The organism is Bifidobacterium sp. LH_413, assembly GCF_056357015.1.
In genome coordinates this window covers 673,202-693,108 of the sequence record NZ_JBKEVK010000001.1, presented here as the reverse complement: position 1 = coordinate 693,108, position 19,907 = coordinate 673,202, and the positions used below count along the sequence as shown (strand labels likewise).

Annotated in this window: 13 protein-coding genes; 3 read left to right on the top strand and 10 right to left on the bottom strand. The window is 67.7% G+C overall.

The features are described from left to right. Positions 1-60 precede the first annotated feature (60 nt). From AC1AYN_RS02635 to AC1AYN_RS02625, 3 genes are all read right to left on the bottom strand, one after another. Positions 61-2,349 carry a DNA gyrase/topoisomerase IV subunit B gene (locus tag AC1AYN_RS02635; RefSeq protein ID WP_476531894.1) on the bottom strand — a complete coding sequence of 763 codons (2,289 nt, stop codon included), beginning with the start codon at positions 2,347-2,349 and terminating at the stop codon, positions 61-63. 41 nt (positions 2,350-2,390) lie between these two features. Beyond that, a complete protein-coding gene (locus AC1AYN_RS02630; RefSeq protein WP_476501870.1) occupies positions 2,391-3,809 on the bottom strand; it encodes an RNA polymerase sigma factor in 1,419 nt (472 codons plus the stop codon). Between the two features lie 154 nt (positions 3,810-3,963). Beyond that, complete coding sequence (locus AC1AYN_RS02625; protein ID WP_476531892.1) at positions 3,964-4,668, bottom strand: DUF4192 domain-containing protein; 705 nt, start codon at positions 4,666-4,668, stop codon at positions 3,964-3,966. 185 nt (positions 4,669-4,853) lie between these two features. Between AC1AYN_RS02625 and AC1AYN_RS02620 the strand changes: the two genes are divergently transcribed. Beyond that, entirely contained in the window at positions 4,854-5,951 is a 1,098-nt protein-coding gene (locus tag AC1AYN_RS02620) for a polyprenyl synthetase family protein (RefSeq protein ID WP_476501872.1), read from the top strand. Between the two features lie 97 nt (positions 5,952-6,048). Next, positions 6,049-8,562: a protein kinase domain-containing protein gene (locus AC1AYN_RS02615; RefSeq protein WP_476531890.1), complete on the top strand. Its 2,514-nt coding sequence runs from the start codon at positions 6,049-6,051 to the stop codon at positions 8,560-8,562. Positions 8,563-8,745: 183 nt separating this feature from the next. Here AC1AYN_RS02615 and AC1AYN_RS02610 read toward each other — a convergent pair whose 3' ends face one another. Further along, the gene (locus AC1AYN_RS02610; protein WP_476531889.1) at positions 8,746-9,450 is read right to left on the bottom strand and encodes a lysophospholipid acyltransferase family protein; all 705 of its coding nucleotides are present in this window, start codon (positions 9,448-9,450) and stop codon (positions 8,746-8,748) included. Positions 9,451-9,501: 51 nt separating this feature from the next. Between AC1AYN_RS02610 and AC1AYN_RS02605 the strand changes: the two genes are divergently transcribed. Further along, on the top strand, positions 9,502-10,116 hold the full coding sequence (locus AC1AYN_RS02605; RefSeq protein WP_476531887.1) for a hypothetical protein: 615 nt from the start codon (positions 9,502-9,504) through the stop codon (positions 10,114-10,116). A 16-nt stretch (positions 10,117-10,132) separates the two neighbouring features. Here the strand turns inward: AC1AYN_RS02605 and AC1AYN_RS02600 are convergent, their stop codons facing one another. From AC1AYN_RS02600 to AC1AYN_RS02575, 6 genes are all read right to left on the bottom strand, one after another. Next, a complete protein-coding gene (locus AC1AYN_RS02600; RefSeq protein ID WP_476531886.1) occupies positions 10,133-11,461 on the bottom strand; it encodes an ABC transporter substrate-binding protein in 1,329 nt (442 codons plus the stop codon). After that, complete coding sequence (locus AC1AYN_RS02595) at positions 11,458-12,405, bottom strand: carbohydrate ABC transporter permease (protein ID WP_476531884.1); 948 nt, start codon at positions 12,403-12,405, stop codon at positions 11,458-11,460. Before AC1AYN_RS02595 ends, AC1AYN_RS02600 begins: the two co-directional genes overlap by 4 nt. Before the next feature lie 19 nt (positions 12,406-12,424). Beyond that, on the bottom strand, positions 12,425-13,357 hold the full coding sequence (locus AC1AYN_RS02590; RefSeq protein ID WP_476531883.1) for a carbohydrate ABC transporter permease: 933 nt from the start codon (positions 13,355-13,357) through the stop codon (positions 12,425-12,427). Between the two features lie 191 nt (positions 13,358-13,548). Further along, positions 13,549-16,827 carry a carboxypeptidase regulatory-like domain-containing protein gene (locus AC1AYN_RS02585; protein ID WP_476531881.1) on the bottom strand — a complete coding sequence of 1,093 codons (3,279 nt, stop codon included), beginning with the start codon at positions 16,825-16,827 and terminating at the stop codon, positions 13,549-13,551. Positions 16,828-17,077: 250 nt separating this feature from the next. Then, positions 17,078-18,124, bottom strand: a complete 1,047-nt coding sequence (gene trpD, locus AC1AYN_RS02580; protein WP_476531879.1) for an anthranilate phosphoribosyltransferase — start codon at positions 18,122-18,124, stop codon at positions 17,078-17,080. Between the two features lie 191 nt (positions 18,125-18,315). Next, positions 18,316-19,881, bottom strand: a complete 1,566-nt coding sequence (locus tag AC1AYN_RS02575) for an MFS transporter (RefSeq protein ID WP_476531878.1) — start codon at positions 19,879-19,881, stop codon at positions 18,316-18,318. Positions 19,882-19,907 lie beyond the last annotated feature (26 nt).

Genomic DNA, 19,907 nt, shown 5'->3' with positions numbered 1-19,907 from the left:
CCGTGACATCACGCGACCGGGCGTCCCGCGCCTCCCGCATCCCCACGATGGGGAGAACCGTCAGGTGTCGATCTTGGAACGGTCGAAGTCGTCCGCGTTCTCGACGATGAACGCCTTGCGCGGCGGCACGTCGTCGCCCATGAGCAGGCTGAAGATCTCGGCCGCCTGCGCGGCGTCCTCCATGCGGATGCGGCGCAGCATGCGCGTGCGCGGATCCATCGTCGTGTCGGCCAGCTGGTCGGCGTCCATCTCGCCCAGACCCTTGTAGCGTTGGATGTCCGGGTTGTAGGAGATGTGGCGGCGGTCCAGGTCGGCGAGCTTGCCGGCGAGCTCGTCGTCCGAATACGTGTAGATGTACTCGCCCTTGTGCGAACCGGCGAGCGCGATGCGGTGCAGCGGCGGCACGGCCGCGTACACGTGGCCGTGCTCGATGAGCGGGCGCATGTAGCGGTAGAACAGGGTGAGCAGCAGGATGCGGATGTGCGCGCCGTCCACGTCGGCATCGGTCATCATGATGACCTTGTTGTAGCGCGCCTGTTCGATGTCGAAGCTCTGGCCGCTTCCGGCGCCCACCACCTGGATGATGGCCGCGCACTCCTTGTTCGACAGCATCTGCGTAATCGACGCCTTCTGCACGTTGAGGATCTTGCCTCGGATCGGCAGGAGCGCCTGGAACCCGGAGTTGCGGGCCGCCTTCGCGGTGCCGAGCGCGGAGTCGCCCTCGACGATGAACAGTTCGGCCACGTCGTCGTTGCCCGGCTGGCAGTCGGACAGCTTCGACGGCATCGACGCGGATTCGAGCGCGTTCTTGCGGCGCGTGACCTCCTTGGCCTTGCGCGACTGGACGCGGGCGTGCATCTCGCCGACGATCTTCTCGAGCACGCGCGCCGACTGCTCCTTGTAGCCGCGTTTGGCGCCGGTGATCATCTCGCCGAACTGCTTGTCGGTCATGCGGGTGACGATCGGCTTGACCTGCGCGGTGCCGAGCACGTCCTTGGTCTGGCCCTGGAACTGGGGTTCGGCGATGCGCACGGTGACGACGGCCACGAGTCCGGCCATGATGTCGTCGCGTTCGACACGCATGTGCTGGTCCTTGAGGTTCACCTTGAGCTTGCGCGCGTTCGCCTCGACGGCCTTGCGCACCTGCCGGGTGATCGAGTTCATCAGTCCGTCGACGTGCATGCCGCCGCCCGGCGTCTCGATGATGTTGACGAAGCTGCGCATCACCGTGTCGTAGCCGTTCACCCACCTGAGGGCGATGTCGACGCCGCAGGTGCGCGTCACGTTCTGCGCGTGCAGTTCGCCGTTCTCGCCGACGGCCTGCGTCTCCTCCTCGTAGGTGCCTTCGCCCTGGATGCGCCAGATGTCGGAGATGGGCTCGCCGTGGGAGAGGAAGTCGACGAAATCCCTGACGCCGCCGGTGTGGAGGAACTCCTCGACGCGGGCGTGCGTGTGCGCGGCGGCGTCGGCCTGCGCCACGGCGACCGCATCGGACGGGACGGAATCCCCCGACGTGACGGCGACGGATGCGGCGGCATCGGTCGCCGCCTCGGATCCGGTTTCGGCCGCGGCGTCGACCTCGGCGGGCGCGGCCACGTCGACCTCGCGCATCTCGTCGAGCGACGCGTCGCCCGTTTCGGGCACGTTCTCGTCGATGACGGTGATCTTGAGGCCCGGCACGAGGAAGCTGGTCTGGCGCACGCGGTCGATGAGCTGCTCGTAGGAGAACTCGGCGGTGCTGTTGAAGATCTCCTTGTCCGCCCAGTAACGGATGCGCGTGCCGGTGCGCTTGGCGGGCACCTTGCCGACGATCTCCAGCTCGGTGGGCCGGTTCTTGCGCGTGCGCTTGAACGGCGAGTCGGGCGAGGGGTTCGCCGGGTCGGCGTCCGCGTACACGCCCGGATGGCCCTGGTGGAACGACATGTGGTGCGTGAGCCCGTCGCGGTCCACCCACACGTCAAGACGGGAGCTCAACGCGTTGACGACCGACGAGCCGACGCCGTGCAGGCCGCCGACCGCGTTGTACGAGGAGTTGCCGAACTTCGCGCCGGCGTGCAGCTTGGTGAGCACGACCTCCACGCCGGTGAGCTTGGTCTTCGGCTCCTTGTCGACCGGGATGCCGCGGCCGTCGTCCGCCACCTCGATCGACCCGTCGGTGTGCAGCGTCACGACGATGTTCGTGCAGAACCCGGCCAACGCCTCGTCGACGGAATTGTCGATGATCTCCCACAGGCAGTGCATGAGGCCCTGCGAGTCGGTGGTGCCGATGTACATGCCCGGACGCTTGCGCACCGCATCCAGGCCCTCAAGGACGGCCAGGTCCTTGGCGCCGTATTCCTCTTTCGCCATAATCCCCTAGTGTTGAACGATGGTTGGTCGGCGGCCGCCGATCACTGATCCAGGAAGTCGCGCAGCGTCTGCGAACGGGACGGGTGGCGCAGCTTAGACATGGTCTTCGACTCGATCTGGCGGATGCGTTCGCGGGTCACGCCGTACACGCGGCCGATGTCGTCGAGGGTCTTCGGCTGGCCGTCCTCGAGGCCGTAGCGCATCTTGATGACGCCGGACTCGCGCGGCGAAAGGGTCTCAAGCACGCTCTTGAACTGCTCCTGGAGCAGCGAGAACGCGACCGCGTCGGACGGGGCGATGGCGTCGGTGTCCTCGATGAGGTCGCCGAACTCGGAGTCGCCGTCCTCGCCGAGCGGGGTGTGCAGCGAGATCGGCTCGCGGCCGTACTTCTGCACCTCCTGCACCTTCTCGACCGGCATGTCGAGCTCGCGCGCCAGCTCGTCCGGCGTGGGCTCGCGGCCGAGATCCTGCAGCATCTGGCGCTGCACGCGGGAGAGCTTGTTGATGACCTCCACCATGTGCACGGGCACGCGGATGGTGCGCGCCTGGTCGGCCATGGCGCGGGTGATGGCCTGGCGGATCCACCAGGTCGCGTACGTGGAGAACTTGAAGCCCTTCTTCCAGTCGAACTTCTCGACGGCGCGGATCAGGCCCAGGTTGCCCTCCTGGATGAGGTCGAGGAAGAGCATGCCGCGGCCGGTGTAGCGCTTGGCGAGGGAGACGACGAGTCGCAGGTTGGCCTCGAGCAGGTGGTCCTTGGCCTTCTTGCCGTCGTTCGCCGCCCACTTGAGCTCGCGCTTGCGCTTGAAGTCCATCGTGTCGCCCTCGGTGTCCAGCAGGTGCTGGGCGTACAGGCCGGCCTCGATGCGCTCGGACAGGTCGACCTCCTGCTCGGCGTTCAGCAGGTTGACGCGGCCGATCTGCTTGAGGTAGTCCTTGACCGGGTCGGCGGTGGCGCCGGCGGTGATCACGCGGCGCTTCGGGTTGCCGATCTTGCCGCCGCGGCGGCGCGGACGCGGCTCGTAGTCGTCGTCATCGTCGCGCACGACGAAGGCGCCCTTCTGCTTGGGCTCCTCCACCTCGGCGGGCTTGTCGTCCTCGTCGTCGTCCTCGGAGTCGTCGTCATCGTCGAGGTCGTCGTCGGAGTCCTCGTCCTCCGCGTCGTCCGACTCGTCGTCGACGTCGTCGCCGTCCAGGTCCTCGTCGAGATCGTCGAGGTCGTCGACGTCGAGATCGTCCTTCTCGTCGTCCAGCTCGTCGACCTCGTCCGCCTCGACCGGCTTCGCCGGCTCGTCCTTCTTCCTGCGCGGACGCTTCGCGGCGGGCTTGCGTGCCGTGGTCTTCGCGGCCGTCTTCTTCGCGGCCGTCCTGCGCGCGGTGCTGGCTTTCTTGGCGGCGGCGGGCTTCGTGTCCTTGGTGTCCTCGGTCTTGTCGCCAGCCGTCGTGCTCTTGGTAGCCAAACTTATCCTCCTCGCGGTTCCTCGCCCCGCCTCATATACCACATGGGCACACTTCTGGCAAGGGCAAATCGTCAACTATGTGAGTAAACCACCCCATAGGGACGATTATTCCCGTCGCGAAGGAATCCGCGCGCCGCGGGGACGGGCCGCATGCTCACACGCAGCTGCACGCCGGACCGAGCCCGCGTTCGGCCGCGCCCAGCACGATCGCCGCCAGCGTGCACCCCTCGTCGGCCGCGAGCGAGCGCAGCGCGTAGACTGGCGCGCGGCAGTCGCCCAGCCACCACAGCACGTAGGCGATGGCGGCGAACGGCTGCGCCGTCATCGACAGCGGCATCAGGCAGGCCATAGCGGAGAACATCGTCACCCCCGCCTGGCAGCGGTCCATGTCCGGCCCGTCGTCGCCCTCGAACGCCGCGGTCATCAGATCGCGCACCAGGGCGGAGACGGGAGGCGTGCGCGGCCGCGACAGTATGGCCATCAGCGTGTCCCTGTCGCAGGCGGCGCGGTCGACGATCAGCGACAGGATCAGCGCGTCGCGCATCGCCAGCACCTCGTGCATGCCGACGGCGATCGCGGCCATGGTCTCCTCGTCGAGGTCGACGCGGCCGTGGTCGATGTTGTCGAGCCACTCGTCGAGCGGCCCGTCCATCCATTCGTTGTTGCCGGCCTCGGGGCCGCGCTCGCGCCGCTCCTCGCGCAGCTGGCCGACGAGACCGTCGATCACGTCCCCGTCGAGCTCGTCGAGCCCATCGAGGAACTCCCGGCACTCGTCGGGGCTGTCGGCGTGCACGGGGCGATGGGCCCGTCCACCCGCGCCCGGCGAGGCGTCCTTCCTTCTGCGTCGGTGTCGTGTCATGGCATCCTCCTTGATGTTCGATTGGTCGGCGGCCGCGGGGTCCCGCGGCCGTGATGCCAGTATGACGGCCGGGACATGGCCGGCGCACGCCCCGCGGGCAATGTGGATAACACCCCGTCGGGCCTTTGCCGGAGCCGATTCCGCATCCGGTTGTTTTCGGCGGTCATTGTGGATAACTTAGAGGCATGGATTTGAGAGCTCTTGACAGGTCCCTGATCGAACCGCGCATCGCCGCCCTGGTGGCCGAACGGGCCGGCGTGCCCGCCGAGGACGCCGCCGGCGCGGACTCCCCCATCCCCGCCGCCTGCCGGTCGATGATGGACGCGGTCGTGGGCCAGGGCGTGACGTCCAGCGAGGGCGGCAAACGCCTGCGCGCGCTGCTCGCCCTCGCCGCGTACGACGCGTTCGGAGGCGATCCGGCGGCCCGGGACGCGATGGTGGACATGGCGTGCGCGATCGAGGTGTTCCAGACGGCCGCGCTCGTGCACGACGACATCATCGACGACTCCGACCTGCGCCGCGGCAAGCCGAGCGCGCACCGGGCGCTGGAGGACCGGACGGGGGACGCGGCGATCGGCCGCGGCCTGGGGCTCATGCTCGGCGACCTCCTGGCCACCGCATGCGTCGACATCGCCAACAGCGCGGCCGGGCGGCTCGCCGACCCGTCCGCGCTGGTCGCCGCGTTCCTCACCATGCAGCGCGAGGTGGAGATCGGCCAGATCCTCGACCTGGCGGTCGAACAGGCGTCGCTGGACGACCCGCGCGCCCTGGCCGAGGCGTCGCTCGGCGTGTTCCGGTGGAAGACGGCGAGCTACACGACAATCGCGCCGCTCGAACTCGCCCTGCTCGCGGCCGGCGCGGAACGCGGCGAGGCGCGCGCCCGGGCGCTTTCCGTGGGCGTGCCGCTGGGACTCGCCTTCCAATTGGAGGACGATCTGATCGACGTGGTCGGGTCGAGCCGGACGAGCGGCAAGCCGGTGGGCGGCGACATCCGCGAGGGCAAGCGCACAGTGCTCCTCGCCGACGCGCTCGAGGCCGGCTCGGACGCGGAGCACGACGAGCTCGCCGCGATGTTCCGCGCGCCGGAACGCGACGAGGCGGACGTGCGCCGCGCCATCGGACTGTTCTCCTCGACCGGCGCCGTGATGCGTTCACGCGAACGCATCACGCGCCTGTGGGAGCGTTCGCTCGCCGCGATCGACGCGCTTGGGCTCGACGGGGACTCCCGCAGGCGCCTCGTGGACGCGTGCGCGCGTTTCGTGCCGGACGTGGCCGAACGCTAGAGTGGGACGGCAGGGGATGCGCCCGTGGGCGACATGTCGCCCACGGGCGCATCCCGGTGATTTTTCGTGAGTGACGTAAGGACACGGACGCAATCCTATGAGTGAAGCCGCAAACACCCCCGTAGGCCAGGTGATCGAAGGCCGCTACCGCGTCGTGCGCCAGATCGCGCAGGGCGGTATGGCGACGGTGTACGAGGCGCAGGACGAACGGCTCGGACGCACGGTGGCCATCAAGATGATGCACACGCAGCTCGCGCAGGGACCGCACCGCGACCAGTTCCTCGAACGCTTCCGCCGCGAGGCGAGATCCGCCGCGCGCATCGCCAACCCGCACGTCGTGCAGGTGTATGACGCCGGCGAATCCGATGGGCGCGCCTATCTGGTCATGGAGTACGTGCACGGCGTGAACCTGCGCCATGAGATGAACGGCCAGGGCGTGTTCAGCGTGCGCCAGACGCTGCGCATCGTCGCCGAGACGCTCGACGGCCTGTCGAGCGCGCATCAGGTGAACGTGGTGCACCGCGACATCAAGCCGGAGAACATCATGCTCAACGACCGCGGCCGCGTGCAGATCACCGACTTCGGTCTGGCGAAGGCCACCTCGCAGGCGACGCTCTCCTCCACCGGCATGCTGCTCGGCACCGCCGCCTACCTGCCGCCGGAGACCATCGAGCGCAACGAGGCGACGCCGCAGGGGGACCTGTACGCGGTGGGCATCATGGCGTGGGAGATGCTCGTCGGCCAGGTACCGTTCATCTCCGACAATCCCGTCACCCTCGTCTTCAAGCACGTCCACGAGGACGTGCCGTCCCTCACCGTCCCGTGCCCGGGCATCGATCCGTCCGTGGCGCGGTTCGTCGCGCATCTGACCGCGCGCTCGATCGACGCGCGTCCCGCCGACGCGACGGCCGCGGCGGCGGAACTGCGCGACGTGATGCGCGGTCTCACGGTGGAGGCATGGCAGTACCGTCGCCCCGACGCGGAACCGGCCGGTGAGGCGACGTCCGGTGAAACGACGGTTCCCGTCGCGGGCCGCGCGGCCGCCGGCGCCGCCGCGGTCGGCGCGCGGCTCGCCGGCGCGGGACTGCCGCCCGCTCCCCCGGTCGCGCCGCCGCAACCGCCGATGCCTCCCGAACATGACGCGACGGACGGCGCGCCGCACGATGGGACGCCGCACGACGCCGCACGCGGCGAGGCGGAACCGCAGCCGACGCGTGCCCTGCCGCAGGCCATGCAGCCGGCGACGGAGGCCACCGTGACGTTGCCGCCGACGACGGCCATGGAGGCGGCGGCGACGCAGGTGCTCGTCCCCGTGGCCGAACCGAAGGAGACGCAGGCGCTCAGCCTGTTCGATTTCGAGGACAAGCCCGCCGCGCCGCGCACCACGGCCGCCGACGCGCAGGCGACGGCGAACGCCGAGACCGTCGCGCTGCAGCCGGTGGCAGACGACGCGCAGGGCACGACGCCGGTGCCGCGTGCCGTCACGCCGCTCGCCGGCATGGATGGCACGCTCGCGACCGTCGCGGACCGGCCGACGGTCCAGCACGCCGCCGCGACCGTGTCGGCCGCGACACCGCCGGCCGCTCCCGCCGACGTGGCGCCGGCCGGCAAGAGGAAAGGCCACGGCAAGGCCATCGTCATCACGCTCGTCACGCTGCTCGTCGTGGCGCTCGCGGCCGGCGGGGGTGGCGCATGGTGGTACTACCGCGGACCGGGAAGCTACTGGGAGCTGCCGAAGCCGGACGACGTGACCTGCGAGGAGAACCGGGCGTGCACGCTGGAAGGTGCCGCATGGAAGACGTACGAGGGCACGCTCAAGGTGCTGGGCATCCCCTACAAGACGTCGACCGCATACAGCGACACCATCGAGGAAGGGCACATCATCCTCGCGACGCTGCACGGGAAGGACGCCGAGGTGAACACGCACGTGAGCAAGCGCGACACCCCCACGATGAGGGTGGTCGTGTCCCGCGGCGTGAGGATGGCGACCATCCCCGACGACATCCTCGACCCGAACTCGGCGAACGGCAAGGCCCCGCTCGACGCATTGAGCAAGGCCGGATTCACGAACGTGAAGCACGACCAGTCGAAGGACGTGTACTCGGAGACGCTGCCCGAAGGCGCGACCCTGAGCATCTCCCCTGACCCGGGCACCACGCTCAAGCACAACGCGGAGATCGACGTGGCCCTGTCGAAGGGCCCGATGCCCGTCACCATGCCCGACATCGTCGGACGCACGAAGGACGAGGCCGCCACCGCGCTCGACGACCTCAAGCTCAAGGCGAACTGGAGCGAGGAGTACAGCGACACGATCGACTCCGGCAAGGTGATCTCCTCGTCCGTCGCGAAGGACACGCAGCTGCACTGGGGCGACTCGGTGGACGTGGTCGTCTCGAAGGGGCCGGAGATGGTGACCATCCCGGACGTGCGCGGCAAGACCTACGACGAGGCATCCAAGACGCTGGAGGCGCTCGGCCTCGAGGTGAAGAAGTCGGCGCCGCTCGGCGACGTGACGCACACGGTGCGCCTGCAGAGCCCCGACCCGGGCCAGCAGGTGCGCGTACGCGACGAGAAGGGCAACAAGACGGTCGTCACGCTCACCGTGGTGTGAGTGATACGTGGTGCGCGGGCAGTGCGCGGGCGTGGTGTGAACGCGGTACGCGAAACCCCCTCAGTCCGGCTTCGCCGGCCAGCTCCCCCTGAAGGGGGCGCAGGATTGTCTCCTTGCGCCCCCTTCAGGGGGAGCTGTCGTCCTACGGACGACTGAGGGGGTTCTTGGCGGAGACGGACTCCGTCACGCGGCGGCCGCTTCGGCCTCCTTCTTCGCCTTGAGCTCGGCCTTGATCTTCTGCGCGTATTCGGGCACGTACTCCTGGCCGCTGAGCTTCTGGATCTCGGCGGTCAGATGGTCGGTCAGGGAACGCAGGTCGTCGTGCGTGATCTCGTCGGAGGGCTTCCTCTCCACGTGGATCGGCTTGCCGTAGATCACCTGCGTCCTGCCCTTCTTCGGAATCGACGTGCCGATCGGCTGGAGCTTGTCGGAGCCGATGAGCGCGGTCGGCACGATCGGGCAGCCGGTCTCGAGCGCGAGGCGGGCCACGCCCGTGTGCCCCTTGTACAGGCGGCCGTCGGGACTGCGCGTGCCCTCGATGTGGATGCCGAACAGGTGGCCGTCCTCGATGATCTCGCGCGCATGCTCGAGCGCACCCAGCGACTTGTTGCCGCCGGAACGGTCGACGGGGAACACGCCCACGGACGTGAACCACCACTTCTTGAACTTGCCCTTGATCCCCTTGCCTTCGAAGTATTCGGCCTTGCCCATGAAATGCACCATGCGCGGGCAGGTGATCGGGATGAGCGCGTCGTCGATGACGGCCAGATGGTTGGCGGCGATGATGGCCCCGCCCTTGCGCGGGATGTTCTCCAGCCCCTTGGCCGTGGGGCCGAGGCGACGGCGAGCGATGGGACCGAACACTTTGACGAAGAACCAGTAGAGCACTTGGCGTTTCCCTCCCCGCGCAGGCCATGGCCGCGCATTAGAGTGGTATGTATGACTGACCTCAACAATACCAATGCGGGCGACGAGCGGCCAACCCCCACGCCGGATGGCGACGACCGCAAGGGAGACTCGGCGGCGAAGCCGGATCTCGGCAATCTCGACGCGGCGTGGGCGGCATTCGAGGCGGAGCACAAGGACGAGCTCAAGTCGGTGGCGTCGTCGCGCAACGCGAAACGCTTCGAAAAGCACGCGGAACGCCGCGAGAAGGAACGGCTCATCGACATCGACGACCTGGCTCCCGACGCGTTCTCACGCACGGGAGCCAGCCATGGGCCGCGCGATTTCACCGGTTCCAGCTGGCTCGACACGGACAGGGTGATGGACTCCTACGATGACGGCGGCTTCACTCCCCCGAACCCCGAGATCGGCCCGGTGAGGCGTTCGACGCTCGTGTGCTGGATTCTGCTCGTCGTCGGACTCGTCGGCTCGGTCGCCACGATGTTCATCCCCGGCATCGGCTCGGTGCCGATTCTGGGATGGCTGCTGAGCTTCGTGTTCAGCATGTGCACGATCATCGGCCTCGGCGGGCTCATCGGCAAGATCCTGAACCGCAGGCGGCAGACCGGCGACCGCGGCGGCTATTTCGACGACGGCGCGCGTGTGTGACCTCGTCACGCAAGCGTCACGAGTTGAAGTCGATGGACTCCTGCAGTTCGGCGATCATCGCGCGCGCCGCGTCGGGCGCCGTGCGCTTGCCGAAGACGACATCCTGCTGATAGCGCACGATGGTCTTGTCGAGCTCGGAGGCGCCGTTCGGGGTGATGGCCGGCGGTTCGCCCGACGTGTGGCGGATGGCGTCGACGAAGTCGAGCGCCGTGCGGTCGGTGCCGGTCGCCTTCGCGGCCAGGTCCCTGCGGATGGCGTCGTTGGCCGGGATGCCGCGCTCGGTGCCGAGAATCCGCCCGGCCGTGGCGTCGTTGAGCAGATAGTCGACGAGCATCGCCGCCTCGGCCGGATGGCGCGACTGCGAGGAGATCGCCCAGTACATGCCGGGCTTGAGGTACATGGCCTTCACGCCCGGATCGTCCTGAGGCAGCGGGACGAGCGTCATGTCGTCGGTTCCCGCGGCCTGGGCGTAAGGGGTGATCTGCGTGGTCTGGGTGAGCATCATCGCCTGCCGCCCCTTGCCGAAGTCGCTGTCGTTCATGGCGGCCGCCGTGTTCTCGCTCCAGCGTTCGGCGCTGCCCTCGATGCCGTTGCCGGCCCAGTCGGCCGGCAGCTGGAGGAAGGACGCCAGCGTCTTGGCCGAGATGGCGATGCGGTTCCCCTCGAACAGGCGCTCGCCGTGCTGGCGCGCCCACAGTTGCAGGCCGAACCCGTTGTTGGGGGCGATGGCGCCGATGTCCTTGCCGCCGGAGCGTTCGGTGACCTGCTTCGCGAAGTCGGCGAACTCGTTCCACGTCCAATGGTCCGTGTCGGGCAGGGTGAGGCCGAGCCTGTCGAGCACATCGTTGTTGACGATGACGCCGTACTGGGTGGTGGTCATCGGCGCCGCGACCTGACGGCCTTCGACCTGCCCCATCCGCTTCAGCGAGGCGTCCATGCCGTCGAGGTCGAGATAGTCCGAGGCCTTGTCGAGGTCGAGCAGGGACCCCATCGAACCGTAGAAGGCGAGGTAGAGCTCGTCCATCTGCATGACGTCCGGCGCGTTGCCTCCGGCGGACTGGACGGCGAGCTTGTCCCAGTATCCGGTCCAGTCGGAGTATTCCGTCTCGACGTGGATGCGGGGATGCTTCTTCTCGAAGGCCCTGACGGCCTGTTCGGTGGCCTTGACGCGGGCGTCGCCGCCCCACCAGTCGAGCCTGATGGTCACGTCGCCCTCCGCCGGCTCGACCGGCACGTCGGAGGCTCCGACCGAACCGCCGCACGCCGCTGGCGCGCACAGGGCCAGGGCCGCCGACACGGCCGCCGCGAGCCTCGCGCTTTTCCTCCACAACCGTCTGAACATCATTTGCCTCCCGTGGTGGCGATGCCCTGGACCAGATACCGCTGCCCGAACGTGAACACGAGGAACAGCGGGATGAGACTCACCACGCTCATCGCGAACATCGGGCCGTAGCTGGATTGGGATTGCGAGTCGATGAACGTGCGCAGGGCGATCGGCACGGTCATCATGTCGGGCTTGGTGAGGTAGAGCAGCTGGGTGAAGAAGTCGTTCCACGTCCAGATGAACGTGAACACGGCGCAGGTGCCGATTGCGGGCTTCATCAGCGGCAGCAGGATTTGGAAGAAGATGCGCGCGTGGCCGGCGCCGTCGATCTGGGCGGCCTCGTCGAGGTCGCGCGGCAGCCCGCGCAGGAACTGATAGAACAGGAACGTGAAGAACCCGTCCATGGCGAGGAACTTGGGCACGATGAGCGGCACGAACGTGTTGATCATGTGCAGCGAGTTCCACATGATGTACTGCGGGATGACGACCACGTGGATCGGGATCATGAGCATGAGCAGCATGAAGCCGAACAGCGGACCGCGGAACCGGAAGTCGAGGCGCGCGAACGCGTAGGCGGCCATCGAGCAGGTGAGGATGTTGCCGACGATCGCGAACACGACGATGATCAGCGAGTTGAGGACGTACCGGCCGAACGGGTGGCTGAGCGCGTTCCATCCGGCCACGTAGTTCTCCCACAGCGGGTGGGTGACGACGAGTCCCATGTTCGTGAAGATCTCGTTCTGCGGGCGCAGCGAGCTCGCGACCATCCACAAGATCGGGTAGAGCATGACGATCGCGAGCAGCAGCACGACGATCTGCTTCGCGACGGCCACGACCACGCGCGCCGCTCCCCTGCCCCGGTCCGGCATCATGCCCTCCCCCGATCCGAGATCGGCGTGGGCGGCCGCCTTGTCGTCGCATGCGGCCACGACGGACGCCCTGCCGGCCGTCTTGTCGGTTGCCATATCCTTCGTCCTTGTCGTGTCAGTCATCGTAATGCACCCAGAACCTCGAAAGCGCGAAGTTGATCCCGGTGAGCGCGGCCACGATCAGCACCATGATCCAGGCCATCGCCGAGGCGTATCCCATCCTGAGGGAGGCGAATCCCTGCTGGTAGAGGTAGAGCGTGTAGAACAGGGTCGAGTCGGACGGTCCGCCGGTGCCGCCGGAGACGACGTACGCCTGCGTGAACGTCTGGAACGAGTTGATGACGCTCATCACCAGGTTGAAGAAGATGATCGGCGAGAGCATGGGCAGGGTGATCGACCGGAACCTGCGCCATGGGCCGGCGCCATCGACGCTGGCCGCCTCGTACAGTTCGCGCGGGATCTGCCTGAGTCCCGCGAGGAAGATGACCATCGGCGAGCCGAACTGCCAGACATGCAGGGCGATGAGCGTCCAGTTGGCGGTGTCCGGGTTGGCGATCCAGCTCATCGACGTGTCGATGCCGATGAAGCCGAGGAACGCGTTGAACAGGCCGTCGGCGCCGAACGCCATCTTCCACAGGACCGCCACGGCGACCGAGCCGCCGAGCATCGACGGCAGGTAGAACGCGGAGCGGTAGAAGGCGAGCCCCCGCATGCCGCGGTCGAGCGCCACGGCGAGCGCGAGCGCGGCGGCGAGCTGCAGCGGCACGGAGACGACCACGTAGGTGAGCGTGACCTCGAGCGAGTGGAGGAACCGCGGGTCGACGAGCATGTGACGGTAGTTCATGAACCCCACGAACCTCGGCGGCTTGATCATGTTGTATTTGGTGAACGAGATCACGAGCGAATACAGCATCGGGATCAGGCTCAGGAACACCGCGCCGATGAGCCACGGCGCGAGGAACCCCAGCGCCGTCTTGGTGTCCTTGGGTCTGTCCTTGGGTGCGCGCCGGTTCCTGACCAGCGTGCCGAATTCCGTGAAAGCGCTCATGACGTTCCTCCGTCATCACCGTTCGTCTCGTGTCGTCCGACGGCCTTCATCGGCCGGGATCGAGACAAGTCTATCAACGGCGTGATCCTGTTGCGGCTTGTTGCCATAGTTGCCGTCATCACGTACCGCATGCGGAATCCCGCACGCCCTGATGGGACGTGCGGGATTCCGCATGCGGTCGCTCGGGGTCGTCACGCACGGCGGCGCAGGCCGAGCGCGACGCCCGCGACGGCGAGCAGGATGGCGACGGCGAACGCGACGGCGACGTCCACGCCGGTGCCGGGCAGCGCGTGGCGTTTCGCGGCGGTGTTCGCGGCCGTATCGTTCCGTCCATCGCCGGCGGACGCGCCGTCGGCGGCGGAGCCGGAACCGTCGGCGCCGTCGGACGGACGCTGCTGCCCGTCACCCGGTCCGGGCGTCGGCTGCGGCTCGGGCTCCGGCATCGGCGTGACGGCGGACAGTCCGCTCTGCGCCTCGGCCAGGGCGGCGACGGCCGCGTCGACCGCGTCCTGATCGGCGGTCGCGTCGTCCAGCACGTGCTTCGCCGATGCCAGCGCCTCGGCGAACGGCTTCCACGAGTCGGCGGTGTACGCCTTCTCGTCCAGCGTCTGCGCCTTGGCGATCGCGGCGTGCAGCGCGGACTTGTCCACGTAGGTCACCGCGGCCTTGGGCGTCGTGCCGGCGAACGTCAGCGCGTCCAGGCCGAACAGGTTGCCCTTGGCGACGTCGGTGACGGTGAAGCGGATGGCGTTCCTGCCGGCCTTCAGCGCGACGCCGTCGAAGTCGTACGATTTGCGGGTGTCGTTGGCGGAGGAGCTCATCACCATCGGCTTGCCGACGTCCGCCCCGTCGACCGACAGGCGCACGGTGGCGCGGTTGTTCTTGTCCTTGGTGAACACGGTCAGGTCGTAGGTGCCGTCCGCGGGCACGTCGATCGCGTATTCGGCCCAGCTGCCGGCCTTGGCGTTCTCGAACGCGGTCCAGCCGCCGCCGCTGAACGCCGCGTCGGCGACGTCGCGTTTCGTCAGTCCGTCGCCGCTGATGGTCGCCGTCTTGCCGTCCAGTTCGACGGACGTCACGGCGGCGAGCGTGAGCCCGACTTGCGTCACGGCGTCCGCCTTGACCTGCACCTGTTCGGAGGCGTCGCGGTAGCCGTCCTTCGCGACGGTGAGGGTGGCGGCGATCGCGTCGGTCGTCACCGGCACGTCCTTGAGCGTGTAACGGCCGTGTTCGTCGGTGGTCGCGTCGAGCGTGCGCCCGCCCACGGTCAGGGTGACGGCCGCGCCGTCGACGGGCTTGCCGTCAAGGCCCGTGACGGTGCCGGTCACGGTGCCCGTGTCGGAGGCGGTCTTCAGGTCGATGGTGGTGTAGGCGCCCTTGACCGTGCCCTTCGTGGCGAGGAGCGTCGCGCCGTCCTTGCCGGTGACGGCGATCGCGTAGTCGCCGGCCGGGATGTCGGCGATATGGTAGTAGCCGCTTGCGCTGGTGGCGGCGCCGTAGGTCCTGGCCGTGTCCTGCGCGGCCGTGAACGTGACGGTGGCTCCGGCGATCGGCGTCGCGTAGGCGTCGGCGAGCGTGCCGCCCACGCCGGTGAACGTGGTCTCGTAGATGCCGGGGTCGGGGGTGACGGCGTCGATGGTCGCGCCCGCGTAATCCTTGGACATGGAGTCGCCGAGTCCGAAGATCTTGTCGGCGGCGACGAGCTTGTCGTTCCACTGGTACGGGACGCCGGTGCCGTCGACCTTCGGGTCGGCGAGCCTGAGCGCGTCGAAGGCGCTGACGCGCCCGGCGACGGAGGTCGGGTAGGCGTGCTCCTTGAGCTGTCCCGCGAACAGCGGTTCGCCGGAGGCGAGGACCACGGGGTGGGCGTCATTGGACGAGGTCGGCTTGAACCCGTAGTAGACGTTGTGGTCGTAGTCGACGTTCCTGCCCGCGGACATCGTGTGGTTGCTCAGGTTGTTGCCGGTGGAGTTCTCCTCGTAGTAGAAGATGTTGTTCTTCAACGTCCACACCTCGCCGTTGCTGCTGGCGGATACCCATGTGGGGGTGTCTCCGGCCGTGATCGGCTTCTGGATGTCGCTTCCCTGGTAGAACACGTTGTTGTAGACGTCGACGGTGCCGCCGTAGATGCAGTCGCGCAGGATCTTCGCGCGGTTGTTGAAGAACACGTTGTAGCGGATGACGACGGTGTTGTAGTCGTAACCGCAGATCAGGATGCCGTCGCCGTTGTCGTGGATGTAGTTGTACTGGATGACGATGTTGGTGCAGTTGCGGTCCGGGTCGATGGCGTTGGAGTCGCCGCCGCCCGCCTTGCGCTGGGATTCGAAGACCTCGTTGTTCTGGACGGTCACGTTGTCGGCGAAGTACAGTTCGATGCCGCACACGCCCGGATGCCCGATGACGTTGCCTTCGACCAGGCCGCCCTGCACGCTGGTGAGGTAGATGCCGTCGCCGTTGTAGACGCCGGTCTGGTCGATGTAGTTGTTCCTGACCGTCACGTCGGTGTGCATGCGCGCCTTCGACTGGTAGCCGTTCTCGGCCCGGCCGTCCCAGGCCGCGTACTTGTGGGAGCCGCCGTACCATTGCTTGATGGTGAACGCACCGAACGAGTTGCGGCGGAAGTCGTTGTCCTCGACGGTCACGCCGTGGAACCGGGTCGGCTCTCCGGTGGGCTTGAACGTCTCCATGAGGATGGCGGCGGTACGCTTGGAGAAGTCCCAGCCGCCCTTCATGTTGACGCCGTTGGTCTGCTTCCTCATGTTCGCGACGCCTTCGTCGAAGGGGATCGCGATGGCGCTCTGCGTGATCCAGGAGACCTCGCCGGTCACGTCGTGCACGTACAGGTCGTGCAGGTCGAATCCGCTGAGGCTGGTGGAGGACTGGCCGTAGATGTGGATGCCGCGCAGGTCGGCGACCAGCGCGCCGTTCTTCTCGTCGATGGCGCCGCCTTCGTCGTTGCCGGTGAATCCGGCGGCCTCGTTGCTCACGTCGAGTCCGGAGATGTCCCAGTACTGCTGGTCCTTGAGCTGGACGACGTCGTTGACCTTCGCGTCGCCGGCGAGCACAGGCCGCGATCCGTTCTCGGAACCGTAGGAGCCGAGGACGATCTTCTCCTCGGCGCTGCCCGAGCCGAGCGGGTGCAGCAGCGCGGTCGGTTCGTCGTAGTCGAGCTTCGCCTCGCCGGTCGCCCGCCAGGTGTCGCCCGCCTTGAGCAGGATGCGGTCGCCGGGCTTGAACGTGGTCTCGTTGACCTTGTCGAGGGTCCACGGCGCATCCTGCGAGGTGCCGCTGTTCGCCGCCTTGCCGGACGTCGACACGTAGTAGGTGGTTCCCGACGTGGCCGCGTTCTGTTCCTTGTACTCGTGCATCGGCACGGTGGCGGCCTGGGCCGCCGCCGGCGTCAATCCGATGAGCATCGCCCCTATGGCCGCGGCCGCGGCCAGCCGCGACGTCGCTTTCCCGAATCCCATGGTGTCTCCTTCGCTGGTTCCTGTGGTTCCGTTTGTTGCATTCCGTCCCCACCGCTTTGCGAGGACACCGTCAGGCTAATGGTTGCGATGCCACACCAGGGGGTTGTTGCCACAGGTTGCCAAACTCCGGATGCCGGATCGGAGGTGGCGGAAACGCTTCGGAGACGACGATGCCCCGGCCGCCGAAGGGCGGTCGGGGCATCGGGAACGGATACACCCGGAAACGGGCCGCGGACGGGCCGGAACCGGATCAGGCCTTGGACTGCGCGACGGCGATCCACTTGTCGAACAGCGCCGAGGCCTTGCCGGAGTCGACGGTCTTCTCGGCAAGCGCATACGCCTCGCGGAAGCGTTCGGCGAGCGTGCCGCCGGCGACCAGATGGCCGTCGGCGACGATGGCGGACGCGGCGTTGAGCAGCGCGGTGGTGCGGGCGGGGATGTCCTTGCCGGCGAGGAAGTCGCGGAACGCCTGGGCGTTGACCTCGGGCTCGCCGCCCTTGAGCGTCGCGACGTCGATCTTCTCCAGGCCCAGTTCGACGGTCGGGTCGAACTCGGTCTCGGTGACCTTGCCATCGCGGATCTCCCACACGGAGACCGGACCGGTGGGCGCGAGCTCGTCGAGACCCTCATGGGAGGTGTACACCATGCCGGACTGGCCGTTGGCGGCGTACACGGCGGCCATGATCGGGCTCACCTCGCGCTTGGCGCAGCCGATGGCCACATGGGCGGGACGGGCCGGGTTGGTCAGCGGTCCGAGCACGTTGAACACGCACGGGATGCCGAGCGCGGCGCGAATCGGGCCGACGAAGCGCATGGCCGGGTGGAAGGTGCGGGCGAACGCGAAGGTGATGCCCACCTCGTCGCCGACCTCGGCGACCGCCTCGGGCTTCAGCTCGAGCGGAAGGCCGAGCTTCTCGAGCACATCGGCGGCACCGCACTTCGAGGAGGCGGCGCGGTTGCCGTGCTTGACGATCTTCACGCCGGCGGCCGCGGCCACGACGGAGCCCATCGTGGACAGGTTCACGGTGGAGAAGCCGTCGCCGCCGGTGCCGACGATGTCGGTGGTCTCGCCGGAGACGTTCAGCGGCACCGCGTGCGACACCATGGCCTTGGCCGCGCCGGACACCTCCTCGGGGGTGAGTCCCAGCTGCTGCTGCATGGCGAGCGCGGCACCCACGGCTGCCGGCGCGGCGTTGCCCTTCATCAGGTCATCGACGAACCATTCGGACTCCCCGGCGCTCAGATGGTCTCCCCCGACCAGTTTGGTGAGAATCGACTTCCATGTGATCTCTGCCATTGTTCCTCCTTGTCGCGCGTGCGGCGCGACCGATTCACCAGTAACGCCGCTCATTGTAGCCGCCGCGCGTTTCCCTCCGACGGAACTTCCATATAGCAGAACGGCGGGGAGGCTCCCCGTTGCGGGAGAAGCCTCCCCGCCGCCGCGTCCGGCGGACGGACCGTCGAATCACCCGGTGATCACCCGGTGGATCACTCGGTGGTCTGCGGCCAGCACTGCTCGTATCGGATGCCGGTGAGCTGCTCGACGATCCTCTTCGTCTCCGGGTCGACGTCCTTCTTCAGGCCGCCGGCCTTCAGACGGTCGATCTCCTTGAGCAGGACGGCGTCGGTCTTCTTGTCGAGCTTCATCGTGAAGGAGATGATCCACGCGACGGCGAGACCGGCGATGATCCACCACACGAGCACGGTGCCGATGGCGTTGACCGCCTGGTCGGGCTGCGGTTTGCCCGCCTTGAACGCCTCCTCGACGAAGCCGTTGGCCCCGAGGTACCAGCCCCACGCCATGGCGGACAGACCGGCGGTGATCTTGCGGGCGAACTGCTGGAAGCCGATGTACAGGCCGCCCCGGTTCTCGCCGGCCATGATCGTGTCGACGTCCGGGATGAACGGGAACACGTTCCACGGGATGAACCAGGTCATGGCGCGGAAGACCAGCCACCAGACCATGACCACGTAGAGCATGGCGTTCCAGGCGGAGGTGTCGTTCTGGGCGGCGGTCTGCCACAGGCCCCACAGGCCGAGCAGGCCGATGATCGCGCCGGCGAAGTTCAGGGAGAACATCCTGCGCGGTCCCAGCTTGGCGAACAGCCAGCCGAAGACGGGCTTGAGCGGCTCGCCGATCAGGGCCATGCCGAGCAGCGCGGAGCCGAAGGCGACCGGCTTGTTGAGGTTGTAGAGCACGAAGAACAGCCACACCTGGCCGAAGATGTCGAGGAAGGACTGGCCGAGCAGGTAGATGAGGATGTGCTTGCGGAACGTCTTGTTGCGCAGCGTGGAGAAGTAGCCGACGAAGATGTCGATGACGCCCTGGAGCCACTTGCCGAAGTCGAACGGCTCCTTGGCCTCGGCCTCGATGGCGGCCTCGTCGAAGCCCGCCTCCTCGGGGGTCAGCTCCCACGTGGACTTGTAGGCGATGAACACGAACACCGCGAACAGCACGATGAAGAAGCCCATCGAGATCGTGTAGGAGGAGCTCTGCTTGTCGCCCAGCGCCTTGAGGAAGGCGGCCATGCCGAGCGGGATCACGGCGGTGGAGATGCCGGAGAACAGCATGCGCGTGGTGCTCAGCAGGGTGCGGCCGTTGAAGTCGGTGGTCATCTCGTTCGGGAGCACCGAGTACGGGGTCATGATGAGCTGGTTGGCGATGATCCACAGCGCGTACACCACGAAGTAGGCCCACACCGGCATGCCCGGCACGAACATGAGGATGGTGACCAGAAGCGTGGGCACGCCGAGCAGGATCAGGAAGCGTCGGCGGCCGAACCTGCGGCCGATCCTGTACTTGTAGAGGTTGTCGGACAGCGTGCCGAACACGAGCGCGGAGAACGCGGCGAGCATCGTCGCGATGCCGACGATGGAGCCGGCCTGGGCGACCTTGAGGCCCGCGAACGTGGTCCAGAACAGGGTGAGGTAGGTGGCGATCTGGCCGAAGCCGCCTCCGTAGAAGTCGCCGAACGCGTATCCGACCGCGTTGAGCAGGGTGATCTTGCGGCCCTGGGGCGCCTTGGCCTCGGGGGTCTTGTCGTGCTGCGTCATTGCATTCCTTTCCTTGATTGCGATTG

Coding starts and splice junctions, on each gene's coding strand:
- AC1AYN_RS02635 (WP_476531894.1), bottom strand. CDS start 2,349: ATGGCGAAAGAGGAATACGGCGCCAAGGACCTGGCCGTCCTTGAGGGC.
- AC1AYN_RS02625 (WP_476531892.1), bottom strand. CDS start 4,668: ATGACACGACACCGACGCAGAAGGAAGGACGCCTCGCCGGGCGCGGGT.
- AC1AYN_RS02620 (WP_476501872.1), top strand. CDS start 4,854: ATGGATTTGAGAGCTCTTGACAGGTCCCTGATCGAACCGCGCATCGCC.
- AC1AYN_RS02615 (WP_476531890.1), top strand. CDS start 6,049: ATGAGTGAAGCCGCAAACACCCCCGTAGGCCAGGTGATCGAAGGCCGC.
- AC1AYN_RS02605 (WP_476531887.1), top strand. CDS start 9,502: ATGACTGACCTCAACAATACCAATGCGGGCGACGAGCGGCCAACCCCC.
- AC1AYN_RS02600 (WP_476531886.1), bottom strand. CDS start 11,461: ATGATGTTCAGACGGTTGTGGAGGAAAAGCGCGAGGCTCGCGGCGGCC.
- AC1AYN_RS02595 (WP_476531884.1), bottom strand. CDS start 12,405: ATGGCAACCGACAAGACGGCCGGCAGGGCGTCCGTCGTGGCCGCATGC.
- AC1AYN_RS02590 (WP_476531883.1), bottom strand. CDS start 13,357: ATGAGCGCTTTCACGGAATTCGGCACGCTGGTCAGGAACCGGCGCGCA.
- AC1AYN_RS02585 (WP_476531881.1), bottom strand. CDS start 16,827: ATGGGATTCGGGAAAGCGACGTCGCGGCTGGCCGCGGCCGCGGCCATA.
- trpD (WP_476531879.1), bottom strand. CDS start 18,124: ATGGCAGAGATCACATGGAAGTCGATTCTCACCAAACTGGTCGGGGGA.
- AC1AYN_RS02575 (WP_476531878.1), bottom strand. CDS start 19,881: ATGACGCAGCACGACAAGACCCCCGAGGCCAAGGCGCCCCAGGGCCGC.